The organism is Streptomyces sp. NPDC006691 (genome assembly GCF_042869955.1).
Lineage (GTDB): Bacteria > Actinomycetota > Actinomycetes > Streptomycetales > Streptomycetaceae > Streptomyces.
On sequence record NZ_JBIAGW010000007.1, the window covers coordinates 299,511 to 312,840 of the forward strand.

The 13,330-nt window shown below is 71.1% G+C and carries 10 protein-coding genes and 1 riboswitch; all 10 genes read right to left on the reverse strand.

All coding sequences use genetic code 11. The annotated features are described in order from the left end of the window. Positions 1 to 9: 9 nt before the first annotated feature. A complete protein-coding gene (locus tag ACFYNP_RS18825) occupies positions 10 to 1,026 on the reverse strand; it encodes a ribonucleotide-diphosphate reductase subunit beta (protein WP_388406648.1) in 1,017 nt (338 codons plus the stop codon). Next, on the reverse strand, positions 1,026 to 3,404 hold the full coding sequence (locus tag ACFYNP_RS18830; RefSeq protein WP_388786537.1) for a ribonucleoside-diphosphate reductase subunit alpha: 2,379 nt from the start codon (positions 3,402 to 3,404) through the stop codon (positions 1,026 to 1,028). The genes ACFYNP_RS18825 and ACFYNP_RS18830 overlap by 1 nt, the downstream gene beginning before the upstream one ends. Before the next feature lie 124 nt (positions 3,405 to 3,528). Further along, a riboswitch (cobalamin riboswitch) is annotated at positions 3,529 to 3,669 on the reverse strand. Positions 3,670 to 3,765: 96 nt separating this feature from the next. Beyond that, complete coding sequence (gene mctP / locus ACFYNP_RS18835; RefSeq protein WP_388406653.1) at positions 3,766 to 5,385, reverse strand: monocarboxylate uptake permease MctP; 1,620 nt, start codon at positions 5,383 to 5,385, stop codon at positions 3,766 to 3,768. Next, positions 5,382 to 5,669 carry a DUF3311 domain-containing protein gene (locus tag ACFYNP_RS18840; RefSeq protein ID WP_388406656.1) on the reverse strand — a complete coding sequence of 96 codons (288 nt, stop codon included), beginning with the start codon at positions 5,667 to 5,669 and terminating at the stop codon, positions 5,382 to 5,384. Before ACFYNP_RS18840 ends, mctP begins: the two co-directional genes overlap by 4 nt. Before the next feature lie 160 nt (positions 5,670 to 5,829). After that, positions 5,830 to 6,807: a LuxR C-terminal-related transcriptional regulator gene (locus ACFYNP_RS18845; RefSeq protein WP_388406659.1), complete on the reverse strand. Its 978-nt coding sequence runs from the start codon at positions 6,805 to 6,807 to the stop codon at positions 5,830 to 5,832. Positions 6,808 to 6,840: 33 nt separating this feature from the next. After that, entirely contained in the window at positions 6,841 to 8,988 is a 2,148-nt protein-coding gene (locus tag ACFYNP_RS18850; protein WP_388786540.1) for an MMPL family transporter, read from the reverse strand. Next, entirely contained in the window at positions 8,975 to 10,015 is a 1,041-nt protein-coding gene (locus ACFYNP_RS18855) for an aldo/keto reductase (RefSeq protein ID WP_388786543.1), read from the reverse strand. The genes ACFYNP_RS18850 and ACFYNP_RS18855 overlap by 14 nt, the downstream gene beginning before the upstream one ends. Continuing rightward, positions 10,015 to 11,016: an endonuclease/exonuclease/phosphatase family protein gene (locus tag ACFYNP_RS18860; RefSeq protein ID WP_388786546.1), complete on the reverse strand. Its 1,002-nt coding sequence runs from the start codon at positions 11,014 to 11,016 to the stop codon at positions 10,015 to 10,017. Before ACFYNP_RS18860 ends, ACFYNP_RS18855 begins: the two co-directional genes overlap by 1 nt. 7 nt (positions 11,017 to 11,023) lie before the next feature. Next, the gene (locus ACFYNP_RS18865) at positions 11,024 to 12,253 is read right to left on the reverse strand and encodes an endonuclease/exonuclease/phosphatase family protein (protein WP_388786548.1); all 1,230 of its coding nucleotides are present in this window, start codon (positions 12,251 to 12,253) and stop codon (positions 11,024 to 11,026) included. Further along, a complete protein-coding gene (locus tag ACFYNP_RS18870) occupies positions 12,246 to 13,316 on the reverse strand; it encodes a glycosyltransferase family 2 protein (protein ID WP_388786550.1) in 1,071 nt (356 codons plus the stop codon). The genes ACFYNP_RS18865 and ACFYNP_RS18870 overlap by 8 nt, the downstream gene beginning before the upstream one ends. Between the last annotated feature and the right edge of the window lie 14 nt (positions 13,317 to 13,330).

The following is a 13,330-nucleotide window of genomic DNA, read 5'->3' on the forward strand; positions in this document are numbered from 1 at the left end:
GCCAGGAGCCTAGAACTCCTCGTCGAAGCCGACCGAGCCCTCGACCGCGACCTGGTAGGCCGACGGGCGGCGCTCGAAGAAGTTCGTCAGTTCCTGGACGCCCTGGAGCTCCATGAACGAGAACGGGTTCTGCGAGCCGTAGACCGCCGGGAAACCGAGGCGGGTCAGCCGCTGGTCCGCGACGCACTCCAGGTACTCGCGCATCGACTCGGTGTTCATGCCCGGCAGGCCCTCGCCGCACAGGTCGCGGCCGAACTGGAGCTCGGCGGCGACGGCCTCCTTCAGCATGTCGGTGACCTGCTGCTCCAGCTCGTCGTCGAAGAGCTCGGGCTCCTCCTTGCGGACGGTGTCCACGACCTCGAAGGCGAAGTTCATGTGCATCGTCTCGTCGCGGAACACCCAGTTGGTGCCGGTGGCGAGGCCGTGCAGCAGACCCCGGCTGCGGAACCAGTAGACGTAGGCGAACGCGCCGTAGAAGAACAGGCCCTCGATGCACGCCGCGAAGCAGATCAGGTTGAGCAGGAAGCGGCGGCGGTCGGCCTTGGTCTCCAGCCGGTCGAGCTTCTCCACCTCGTTGATCCACTTGAAGCAGAACTGCGCCTTCTCGCGGATGGAGGGGATCTCCTCGACCGCGTCGAACGCGGCCGCGCGGTCCTCCGGGTCGGGCAGATAGGTGTCGAGCAGCGTCAGATAGAACTGGACGTGCACGGCCTCCTCGAAGAGCTGACGGCTCAAGTAGAGCCGCGCTTCGGGGGAGTTGATGTGCTTGTAGAGCGTGAGCACCAGGTTGTTGGAGACGATCGAGTCACCGGTCGCGAAGAACGCGACCAGCCGGCCGATCATGTGCTGCTCGCCCGGCGTCAGCTTCGCGAGGTCGGCGACGTCGGAGTGGAGGTCGACCTCCTCGACGGTCCAGGTGTTCTTGATCGCGTCCCGGTAGCGCTCGTAGAAGTCCGGGTAGCGCATGGGGCGCAGGGTCAGCTCGAAGCCCGGGTCGAGCAGGTTCTTGTCGGTGGTGCTGGACATTACTGGCAGGCCTCGCAGGACTCGGGGTTTTCCAGGGAGCAGGCGATCGCGTCGGCGTCGGCGTCGGGGGCCGCCTGCTGGACGGGGATGGTGGCGGCCTGGGCGGCGCGGGCGATCCGGGTCGCCGGGCGCGAGCGCAGGTAGTACGTCGTCTTCAGGCCCTGCTTCCAGGCGTACGCGTACATCGACGACAGCTTGCCGATGGTGGGCGTCTCCAGGAACAGGTTGAGCGACTGGGACTGGTCGAGGAAGGGGGTGCGGGCCGCGGCCATGTCGATCAGGCCGCGCTGCGGGATCTCCCACGCCGTGCGGTACAGGGCGCGCACGTCGGCCGGGATCCAGCCGAAGTCCTGCACCGAGCCGCTGGCCTCGCGCAGCGCCTCGCGGGACTGCGCGTCCCACACGCCGAGCTTCTTGAGCTCTTCCACCAAGTAGCCGTTCACCTGGAGGAATTCACCGCTGAGCGTCTCGCGCTTGAAGAGGTTGGAGACCTGCGGCTCGATGCACTCGTACACGCCCGCGATGGAGGCGATGGTCGCGGTCGGGGCGATCGCGAGGAGCAGCGAGTTGCGCATGCCGACCTTGGCGATACGTTCCCGCAGGGCCGCCCAGCGCTCCGGCCAGGTCAGCTCGACGTCGTAGTGGTCGGGGTGCAGCACACCGCGCGCGGTGCGGGTCTTGTCCCAGGCAGGCAGCGGCCCGTTGCGCTCGGCCAGGTCGGTCGAGGCCTCGTAGGCGGTCAGCATGATCCGTTCGGACAGCTGGGTGGAAAGGGCCCTCGCCTCGGGGGAGTCGAAGGGCAGCCGCAGCTTGAAGAAGACGTCCTGGAGACCCATCGCGCCCAGGCCCACCGGCCGCCAGCGGGCGTTGGAGCGGCCGGCCTGCTCGGTCGGGTAGAAGTTGATGTCGACGACCCGGTCGAGGAAGGTCACCGCGGTGCGGACGGCCTGGTCGAGGCGCTCCCAGTCGATGCCGTCGCCGACGACGAACGCGCCCAGGTTCACCGAGCCGAGGTTGCAGACCGCCGTCTCGCCGTCGTCCGTGACCTCCAGGATCTCGGTGCAGAGGTTGGAGGAGTGGACCGTGTGGCCGGGCTCCGCCGTCTGGTTGGCGGTGCGGTTGGAGGCGTCCTTGAAGGTCATCCAGCCGTTGCCGGTCTGCGCGAGGGTGCGCATCATGCGGCCGTACAGGTCCCGGGCCGGCATGGTCTTCCGGGCGAGCCCCGCGGCCTCGGCCTTGCGGTAGGCGGCGTCGAACTCGTCGCCCCACAGGTCGACCAGCTCGGGCACGTCGGCCGGCGAGAACAGCGACCACGTGCCGTCGGCGTCGACGCGGCGCATGAACTCGTCGGGGATCCAGTGCGCGAGGTTCAGGTTGTGCGTGCGGCGCTGGTCCTCGCCGGTGTTGTCGCGCAGCTCAAGGAACTCCTCGATGTCGGAGTGCCAGGTCTCCAGGTAGACCGCGGCCGCGCCCTTGCGCCGGCCGCCCTGGTTGACCGCGGCCACCGAGGCGTCGAGGGTCTTGAGGAACGGGACGATGCCGTTGGAGTGGCCGTTGGTGCCCCGGATCAGCGAACCGCGGCCGCGGATGCGGGAGTACGAGAGGCCGATGCCGCCGGCGTGCTTCGACAGCCGGGCCACCTGGTGGTAGCGGTCATAGATCGAGTCGAGCTCGTCGAGCGGCGAGTCGAGCAGGTAGCAGGACGACATCTGGGGGTGCCGGGTGCCGGAGTTGAAGAGCGTGGGGGACGACGGCAGGTAGTCCAGGCGGCTCATCAGGCCGTACAGGGACGCCACTTCGTCCAGGGCGCGCACCGACTCGTCCTCGGCGAGGCCGGACGCCACGCGCAGCATGAAGTGCTGGGGGGTCTCGACGACCTTGCGGGTGATCGGGTGGCGCAGCAGGTAGCGGGAGTAGAGGGTGCGCAGGCCGAAGTAGCCGAAGCGGTCGTCGGCGCCGTCGGCGAGGGCCGCGTCCACCAGGGCGTTCACACGGTCCGCGTGCGCGCGCACGAACGCGACGGTCCGGTCGGCGATCAGGCCCTCGCGGTGGCCGACCTCGACCGAGTCGGAGAAGGACACCGCGCCCTGGGTGGCGGCCTCTTCGGCGATGGTGATCGTCAGGAGCCGGGCGGCGAGCCGGGAGTACGCCGGGTCCTCGGAGATGAGCCCCGCGGCCGCCTCGGTGGCCAGCTCGCGCAGCTCGCCCTCGTCGGAGCGGGCGTTGCGGCCCCGCAGCGCGGCGGCGGCGACCCGGCCGGGGTCGGTGTCCGCGAGATCGGCGGTGAGCTCCGTCAGGGTCCGCAGCAACGCGGTCCCGGGGGCATCCGCGAGCTCTTCGGTGATCGCTGAAGCGGGATCCGCTGGGGCGATGGTCACGTGGGGGCACTCCCTCGCTCGGCACGGGGCCTACGGGGGAGGCGTCGGCGCGCGTCGGGGCAGCCCGCAGCGCGTCGTCCGCCGGCCCAACCGCGAGGCCCGGACGTCTGGCATCCGGTTCGGACGACCCGGACGCACCGTCGGCAGGTGCTCGGACTCGACCCGTACAGATACGTACAGGTCATACCGTTGCGGGACAGTTCCGGATTCCCACCGGATTCCCCTGCGGCGACAGCGAGGACGAGCATACATGTGGGGGGTGCTTCATGAAGCACCCCCCACATGTTGTGTCGCCATGCGGAAGGGCCGCCGCACCCTGGTGGATGCGGCGGCCCTTGGCCGTACTGGCTGCGGCCCGGGATCAGTGGGCCGAGCCCGCTGTCGCCGGGGGGAGCTCGACGGCGACGCCCGGGTCGCCGGCATCCGCCGTGTAGTCGGCGGGGGACGTCTCGTCGATGCCGTCGGGGGCCTTCACGGCGCGCAGGACGAAGGTCAGGACCACCGTGACGACGACGTTCATCACGAAGGCCGTCAGGCCGATGTAGCCGATCTCGCCGATGCCGGGGATCTCCTTGGAGGAGCCGCCGAAGTGCTTCTGGGTGGGCGAGGCCACCCCGTACGCGGCGAGCGTGCCGTAGACCATGCCGACCGCCCAGCCGGCGAGCAGCGCCCAGCGGTGGAACCAGCGGGTGAACAAGCCGCCGACCAGGGCCGGGAAGGTCTGCAGGATCCAGATGCCGCCGAGGAGCTGGAAGTTGATCGCGACCGTCTTGTCCATGGTCAGGACGAAGACCAGCGCGCCGACCTTCACCACGAGCGAGACCAGCTTGGAGACCTTGGCCTCCTGCGCGGGCGACGCGTCCGGCTTGAGGAAGTCCTTGTAGATGTTGCGGGTGAAAAGGTTCGCGGCCGCGATCGACATGATCGCCGCCGGGACCAGCGCGCCGATGCCGATCGCCGCGAAGGCGACGCCCGCGAACCAGTCCGGGAACATGTCCTCGAAGAGCTGCGGGATGGCCAGCTGGCCGTTGCTCACCTTGACGCCCGCCGCGATCGCCATGAAGCCGAGCAGCGCGAGCAGCCCCAGCATCAGGGAGTACAGCGGCAGGATCGTGGTGTTGCGGCGGATCACGTTGCGGCTGCGCGAGGACAGCGTCGCCGTGATCGAGTGCGGGTACATGAACAGTGCGAGGGCCGAGCCGAGCGCGAGCGTGGCGTACGTCCACTGGCTCGACGCTCCCGGTGCGAGGGCCCCCGTAGGTTTGCCGCCGGGCGGACCCGCGAACTTGTGCTGCGCGGCGCTGAAGATCGCGTCGAAGCCGCCCAGCTTGATCGGGATGTAGATGATCGCCACCGCGATGACGAGGTAGATCAGGCCGTCCTTCACGAACGCGATCAGTGCGGGGGCGCGCAGGCCCGAGGAGTAGGTGTACGCGGCGAGCACCGCGAACGCGATGAGCAGCGGCAGGTCCTTGACGAACCAGTTGCCGGACTCGCCGCCCACGCCCATGACGTCCAACACGGCCTGGATACCGACCAGTTGGAGCGCGATGTACGGCATCGTCGCGAGGATTCCGGTGATCGCGACCGCGAGCGAGAGACCCTTGGAGCCGAACCGGCCGCGCACGAAGTCCGAGGTGGTGACATAGCCGTGCTTGTGCGACACCGACCACAGGCGCGGCAGGAAGGTGAAGATCAGCGGGTACACGAGGATCGTGTAGGGCACCGCGAAGAACCCGGCCGCGCCCGCCGCGTAGATCGCCGCGGGCACCGCCACGAAGGTGTACGCGGTGTAGAGGTCGCCGCCGAGCAGGAACCAGGTGACCCAGGTGCCGAACGACCGCCCGCCCAGGCCCCATTCGTCCAGGCTCGCCTCGTTCTCGGCCTTGCGCCAGCGGGCGGCCATGAAGCCGATGACCGTGACGGCCAGGAAGAAGAAGATGAAGACGCCGAGTGCGACGCCGTTCACGCCGTCCTTCACTGGGACGCACCCCCCTTGGTGTCGTCGGAGGTGCCGGAGGCGGACGCGGTGCGCGAACGCTGATCGTGCTGCCACAGCTTGTACGCGATCATCGTGAGCGCCGTCGAGATCAGCACCCAGAGCATCTGGTACCAGTAGAAGAACGGGATGCCGCCGAGCGCGGGATCCGTCTTGGCGTACGAACTCACCCACAGCATGGCCACGAAGGGCGCGATCAGGCAGAGCGCGATGACCACGCGCAAGGGCGTGATCACCGGTCTCTTCACTTCCGTCGATTCCGGCATGGGTGGTTCCGTCCCCTCACGATCACCTGCGCGGTGGATCTCTCGGCATTGCGGATCACTTGGCAATGCGCAGGAAATCTAGGGGAGAGACCCGGCCAAGGGAACCCCCGTCCGGAATCCGGACGGGGTGCGAGCGCGTTCGTCCTGACCTGACGGAGTGTCAGAGCCAGCCCTCCTTGGCCGCCCGGACGCCCGCCTCGAAGCGGCTGCGGGCACCCAGGCGGGACATGAGCTCCGAGCTCATCCGGCGTACGGTCCGCAGCGACACCCCGAGCCGCCGGGCGGCGATGTCGTCGGTGCAGCCGATGCCGAGCAGCAGGAGCAACTCCCTTTCCTGGGGCGAGAGATCGTGCTCGTTGCGGCGCGGGGCCTCCCCGAACGGGGTGCCCGACTCCCACAGATGGTCGAACAGGACGACCAGTGCGTTGACCAGTCCCCGGCTGCGCACCTCCAGCGCGCCGGCCCGGGCATCCTCCGGGTCCACCGGGACCAGGGCGGCGCTGCGGTCCACGATCACCATGAGCATCGGGACGATGGGCACCGTACGCGCCTCGCCGCCCAGATCGCAGTACCAGCGCACGTATTCCAGGGTGGGCGCGTCGTTGCGGAAGCTCTCCTGGTAGATGCTGCGGATCCGCACTCCGCGTTCGAGGGCCAACTGGTCCAGGGGCTGGCTCGCGTCCATGGTGTCGGGCAGTTGGGCGCCGCCGGGCAGCAGCGAGAGGCACTCGGCGCGGGCGCTGGAGGCCAGGTCCTCCAGGCGTTCGCGCACCGCGTCCACTCCTTGGATGCGGTCGACCACGTCGTGCCGGAAGGTGCCGCGCTCGCTGAACTTGGCGAGGATCGCGGCCACCGCCTGCTGGGCCACCTCGACCTGGCGTCTGCGCTTGGTCAGTTCGGCCTCGGCCCGCGACAGCAGGAACGCGAAGCCGACGTCCGGGTTGAACGGGGCGACCGGCTGCGAGGCGTCGTCCATGAGGACGAGCCGCAGATCGGCGAGCTGGGCGAGGGCCGACCGGACCTCGCTCTCGGACCACCCCAGCTGCCCGGCCAACTCCGGTATGCCATACGTGGGTTGCTCAAGCAGGAGCCGGTAGACGGTTTCGGTGGACTGCTGGATTCCGAGTGCCTCTAGCATGCGGGTTCCCCCAGGTTCGCGTATGCCGTGATGTCACTGCGCGTGGTCCGACGGTTCGGCCAGGGGGATCGTATGGCCGAGCGGCAATCTAGGTCTAGACCAATAAGGTGACGCCGGGATGGCCGGAAGGGCACCGGCGACGGGTTCCGCGGACCGTTCGCCTCCGTGTGGACGTGGCCTTGCGGGCAGCGCCGCGAGGGCCCGGAGCAGCACAGTGCTCAGCAGCACGGCTCCGCCAAGTCCCGTGGCCAGAATGGCCAGTTCCACTTGCGGCCCGAGCCCGATGGCCAAAAGTGACAGGGCCGTCACCGGGCCGAGGCCGGCCCGGACGCGGGGTCCCGCGCCGGACGTCACGGACCGGTCCAGCGCGTCGAGGAACGCCAGGGCACCCGCCACCAGCGGAATCCACCCGGTCACCGCCCCCGTCGCCGCGACCCCGCCGAGCAGCCGGGCGACGGGACCGTACTGCCAGACGAGCACCAGGAGTCCGTTCACCGCGAGCGCCGACACCAGAGCGCACACCACCGCCCGCACGGCCGCCCCGGCGGACCGCAGCCGGGCGGCCACGGCGAAGCCGAGCAGGGCCATGACCGCGAGGGAGAACGGAACCAGGCGGTACACGCCCTGGACCAGGTCGAGTTCGGGCATCCCCGAGCCGCCGATCCGCGTCCCCGTGCCGGCCGGCGCGGACCGTAGGTCCGTCATCGCGCGGCGCCCGGAGCCGGTCATGGGCTCGCCGGACGGGACCACGGCGATCAGCGCGGTTCCCCCGCGGTGCCACGCGGCGGCATCGGGTGCGGCGGCCGTCACGACTCCGGGAACCCGGGCCGCCCTCGACGCCACCCCGGCGGGATCGACACCCGAAGGGACAAGCACCTCAAGGGGGTTGAGGACGCCGGCCGGGAACCCGGCGGCGGTCAGCTGGTCGAGCCCGTCCCGGGCCGGGCCGCCGCGCACCAGCGCCTCGGCCCGGGGATTCCCTGCCGTCAGGAACCCGGCCGTGCCGGTGAGGAGGGCGACGGCGACAAGGGCGGTGACGGCAAGCAGGCGCGGTGCGTGGGGAAGTGCGGCCGTGGCGTCCAACCTCCCGGCGTAGACAGCCAGTTGGAGCCGAGCCCGTCTGCCCGTCCGCTGCTCCCGGGGCCGGCCGGGTGCCCACGACAGGAGCGCCGGGCCCAGCGTCAGGGTGGCCAGCGTGGTGGTGAGGCAGACCGTGGCCCCCGCGATGCCGACCGAGCGCAGGAAGGGGGCGGGGAACAGGGCGAGTCCCGCCAGGGCCGCCGCCCCGGCCAGCGCGCCGGCCGTCGCGGGGCCCGCCAGCACGGATCCGGCCAGCAGTGGGGCGAGCCGGGTGTCGCGGCCGTGGGAGAGTTCCGCGCGCCAGGCCGTCACCAGGGTCGCCGAGCGCCGCACCGAGAGCGCGAGGGCCGTGACCGGGATCAGGTACACCACGAAGAAGCTCAGCTCCATGGAGCCCGCGAGCGCGACGACCACGGTGAGAGCGGCCACCGACGACACGGCCGTCAGGACGAGCGGGAGGAGCGAGAGCAGCGGCCGGAAGGTCCGCAGAAGCAGCAGGCCGGCCGCCAACGCGCAGGCCGTCCTGGCCAGTTGGAGCAGCAGGCCCGGCCGGGAGGCGGCGCTGTCCTCTTGCAGCGGCAGCACGCCCGTCACCTCCACCCGCGCTTGGGGCAGCGCCGCACGCAGCCCCGTGCGCAGCCGCTCGGTGGCATCCCGCACGGCGGAGAGCCCGGCCAGGTCCGGCTTGCCGGAGCGGGGATAGACCAGGGCGTACGTGGTGCGGCCGTCGGGCGAGAGGAACGCCGCGTCGCCGGTGTCGGCGTACGAGAGGACCCGGGTGCCGGGTGCCGTCGCGGCGGTGAGGCCGGACTTCAGACTCGCCACCGCGCCGGCCGAACGGCCGCTGGTGCCGGCCGGCCAGGTGACCACGGCCACCAGCGGGGCGACGCCCGCGCCGGCCCCGTACCGCTCGGTGATCGCCGCGTTGGCCCGGGAGCCGTCCTGGCCGGAGGCCGTGAAGCTCTGGTCCAGGCGCCCGAGGTTCGCCGCCGTCGCGGCCCCGCCCGCCAGGAGCACCGCCAGCCACAGCAGGCACACGAGCCTGCGATGACCGACGGAGCGGCGGACGAGACCGACGGCGTACCGCTCAACCCGCCGCATCGAACCCCGCCGCATCGGGCCTCGCGGTGTCGAACCCCGCACGGTCGAAACTCGCCGCATCGACACCCGCCGCGTCCAGTCGGGCCCTCACCTCGTCGGCCAGGACCAGGTCCACCGCGTCCAGGGACTCCTCCAGCTGACCCACCGAACTCGCCCCGATCACCGGCAGGACGGGCAGCCGCCCGCCGAGCGCCCAGGCGAGCACGACCTGCCCGGGAGTCGCCCCGAGCTCCTTGGCTACCTCGCCGAGCACCGCGAGCCGCCGGGCGGAACCGGCGTGCCGGTACTGCTCGGGGATCTCCTTCGCGGGGTTGTTGTAGGCCCCGGTCAGCTGGGTGGTGTAGGCGACGAAGGTCAGCTCCGGCCGGGCGGCCAGATGGTCGAGGAGTTCCTCGGAGGCGTGCGGGTTCACCCCGAACTCGGCGCCGGGGCGCGGCTGGAGGTAGGTGTAGCGCTGCTGCACCGCCGCATGGGCCGGACCGCCCGCCCGCTCGGCGGCGGCGCGCGACTCCTCGATGCGCCAGGCCGCGAAATTGCTGCACCCGGAGAGCGAGATCTTCCCCGCGTCGGCGAGGTCCGCGAAGGCGCCCATCGTCTCCTCGACCGGCGTCTTCCGGTCGTCGATGTGCGCGTAGTAGAGGTCGATCCGGTCGGTGCCCAGATTGCGCAGGCTGGCCTCCACCTGGCGGCGCAGCACCGGCGCGGACAGGCCCTCGGCGGCCTCCGGCCACGGCGCGTCCAGCGGCTCGGGCAGTGCGCCGACCTTGGTGGCCAGGACGATCTCGTCCCGGACGCCCCGGCTGGCCAGCCACTTTCCGATGACCAGCTCGCTCTCGGCACCGGTCGCGCCCGGCTCCCAGAAGGCGTACGTGTTCGCGGTGTCCAGGAAGGTGCCGCCCGCCTCGTAGAAGCGGTCCAGGACGGAGAAGGCGGTCGCCTCGTCGATCCGGGTGCCGAAGGGGAGGGTGCCCAGGCACAGGGTGCTCACCCGCAGGCCGTCCTTGCCGCCCAGCTGTCGGTACTGCATCAACGGTTCATCTCCTCGATAGCGGTGGTGGTGATCGTGACGTCCTGCGCCAGGTGGTCGGAGAGACCGCCCGGGTCACGGAACGCGTACTGCTCGGCGCGGACCCCGGTGCTGGTGAACACCCAGTCGATGCGCCAGAGCCGCAGTCTCCATCGAGCATGCCAACTCACCGGAAAGAGCGAGCGGTTGGCCCCGATGGCGTCGTGCGCGGTCCTCGGCATCCGGCGGATGTCGCCGATCGCCGCGCTGGTGTTGAAGTCCCCGGAGACCAGGAACGGATGGGGGTTGGCGCGCAGATCGGCGACCAGCGCGTCGTACTCGCGCCGCCGCGCCTCGTGCCGGCGCCGCATGTCCGCGAAGAACGCCCGGCTCAGCGGGTTCATCACCGTGAGCTGCACGGGGATGTGCACGTTGTACGTGGACAGGATGCCGTCCGGGGTGCGTACATCGACCCGCAGCGAACAGGCGCCGACCGGCACGGGGGGACCGGCTGGCGGGAACCGGGACAGGGTCACCGAGTTGTTGTCGACCGACAGGTGGTGGCCGGGGAACTCCCGCCGCAGCCGCTCCTCGTCGTCGATGTCCCACACCTCGCCGCCCTCGAACCCGTTCAGGTACTCCTGGAGCAGGTAGACATCGGCGGGCAGCGAGTGCAGGAAGGCGTAGAACCGGTCGGGTTCGCGGCCCTGGTTCCAGTGCTGGGTGTTCCACGACACCACCCGGATCCCCGCCCGCCCCGCCGAACCGCGCCGCACAGCGGACGGGTTGACGCCGCTCTGCCGCCACCCGGCGAGCAGGCACCCGGCCGCGAGCACCGCCCCGGGCACGCTTCCCGAGGCCGCCGCCGCGAGGAGCAGGGCGAGCGGGGCGGCGGCGAAGAGCGGCGGGGGCAGCAGGGACACGGCCAGCCAGGGCCACCAGCGGCCGTTGAGGGCCAGATGCGCGCCGAGGAAGACGGCCCACGCGAGGGCGCAGAGGGCGACGGCGGTAGCGGGGGACACGGTGGACTTACCTTTCGCTCTTGGTCTGTGACGTGTTCGGGGGGCCCGATGCCGCCTTCGGCCGGGCCGGCCCCGCCGGTGACGCGTCCGTGGGACCCGGCGGCGGCGGCACGGTCACCCAGAGGTCCTGCACCGCGTGGTCGGACAGCTTCTCCGGCGGGTCGAAGGCGTACTTGTCCGCCGTCACGCCATGGCCGGTGAACGCCCAGTCCGTACGCCAGAAGGGCTTCCAGCCGCCCTCCTCCCAGCTCGTCGGGTAGAGGTCGTCGCTCGCGCCCACCGCGTCGGTGAGCCGTGACCGCATCCCGTCGAGCTCCGACATGGCGGCCGTGGTGTTGAAGTCCCCGGCCACCACGACCGGGTTGGGGTTGTGGGCCACATCGTCCTCAAGACCGGCGTACTGCTCCTCGCGGGGGGCGAAGCCCTCCCGCATGTGGCGGTAGAAGGCGCCCGAGAGCGGGCCGTCGGTCATGCTGTTCCAGACCGGCATGTGCAGGTTGTAGAACGACACCGTCCGGCCCTTGACCAGCAGATCGGTGCGCAGCACCTTGGCCTGCCGGTAGCGCGTGTCCCAGTCGGCGTCCGGCGCGATGGCGCGAGCCGGCCCGACCGCGGGCTTCGCCACGACGGGGAAGCGGGAGACGGTGACCAGCTCGCCCTGGACGGCGACCTCGTACCCGGGGAACTCCGCGTGCAGCCGTGCGAGATCGTCGACGGGCTGCCGGTTCTCGCGGTCCGGGGTCAGGTGCTGGTACTCATGCAGCAGGTACACATCCGCCTTCTTCGACTTCAGGAAGGCGTAGAAGTGGTCCTGAGTGCCCAGGAGTTGGTTCCACGAGTTGGTGTTCCAGGCGACCACGCGCACCGAGTCCGGGCCGGGCTCGTGGTCCGGGGACCACAGGGCACCGAAGTTGATCCCCGACTGGCCCGTACCGACCACGAGGGCCACGGCCACCGCCGCCCCCGTACGCCACCGGTCGGCGCCGCGCGCCAGCGGGATCAGCGCGGCGAGCAGCAGCGGCAGCAGCACGAACAGGAAGGGGGGTACGGCACCGGCCAGTTCACCGAACCAGTACCGGCCGTCGACGCACCACTCCAGCACCAGGTACACCAGCCAGCCGAGCGCCGCCCAGCAGACCAGGCGCCCCGCCCGGCGCCGGGCCTGCCGGACGGGTGCGGCGCCGGCGGGGGCCGGCCCGGTGAGGGGTTCGGCGGACGCGGTCCGCAGGTCAGACACCGGGAACACCGACCGCCGAGCCGAGTGCCGCGCTCTGCGACGGCCGGGGCCGGGGCGCGTAGAGCCGCCGGAAGCGGGACGAGAACAACCACTGCACCCCCGCCACCCCGATGGCGGCGAACACCGTCAGGTTCACCAGGAAGTTGACGGCCACGAAGTATCCGAGGAAGAGGCGCCCCCGGTGTCCGCGGACCACCCGGTACATGTCGAGATCGCCCAGGACGGACAGGGCGAACAGGGCCGCCGGGAGCCAGAACCACACCGCGCCCCACAGCGGCGGCGCGGCCAGGGCGGCCACCGCGAGCGGCGCCGCGAGGCTGGCGCCCGCGCGCGGACCGGTCACGAAGCCGCCCTGAAGGGCACGGCGGCTCAGGATCAGCGGCACCGCGAGCCGGGCGCGGCTGAACACCTTGTCCAGGACGATCCGCACGGTGTCGTCGTGGTCGTGCCGGCCGCGCACCTCAAGGGAGCTGAGCACCTTGTGGTGCTCCGAGATCCGGCGCCCGTAGTCCTGGTCCTCGGTGTGCCGCAGCAGCGGGTTGAACGGGCCGACCTCGTCGTAGACCGCGCGCGGTATCGCCAGGATCGCGGTGTGCACGGTGTCGATGACACCCTCGGACCTCAGCAGCAGGTAGTACTGCTGGAGCGAGCGGTACTCCTCGATCAGGCTGTCCCGGATCAGCGGCTCGGGCTCGTAAGTCCCGCACACCGCACCGTACTTGACGCCGTCGAGGCCATCGGCGAGCAGGGCGACCGAGCGCTCGACGGCGTCCGGGTGCATCGCCACGTCGGAGTCGAGGAACACGAGCACCTCGCCCCGGGCGAGCTCCGCCCCGAGGTTGCGGGCCACCGCGACCCCGCTGTTGCGGCCGGTGCTCACCACCCGGGCGCCGAGGGCGGCGGCGATCGAGGCGGAGTCGTCGGTGCTGCAGTCGTCGATGACGATGATCTCGGTGTGCGGGTACGTCTGGTTCTGCGCGGCTTCCACGCACAGGCCGATCGAGCGGCCGTAGTTGTAGTTGGGGATGATGACGGAGACCAAGGGCTGGTGGTCGCTGGACACGGTCGTTACTCCTC

Coding starts and splice junctions, on each gene's coding strand:
- ACFYNP_RS18845 (WP_388406659.1), bottom strand. CDS start 6,807: ATGCTAGAGGCACTCGGAATCCAGCAGTCCACCGAAACCGTCTACCGG.
- ACFYNP_RS18850 (WP_388786540.1), bottom strand. CDS start 8,988: ATGCGGCGGGTTGAGCGGTACGCCGTCGGTCTCGTCCGCCGCTCCGTC.
- ACFYNP_RS18840 (WP_388406656.1), bottom strand. CDS start 5,669: ATGCCGGAATCGACGGAAGTGAAGAGACCGGTGATCACGCCCTTGCGC.
- ACFYNP_RS18825 (WP_388406648.1), bottom strand. CDS start 1,026: ATGTCCAGCACCACCGACAAGAACCTGCTCGACCCGGGCTTCGAGCTG.
- ACFYNP_RS18855 (WP_388786543.1), bottom strand. CDS start 10,015: ATGCAGTACCGACAGCTGGGCGGCAAGGACGGCCTGCGGGTGAGCACC.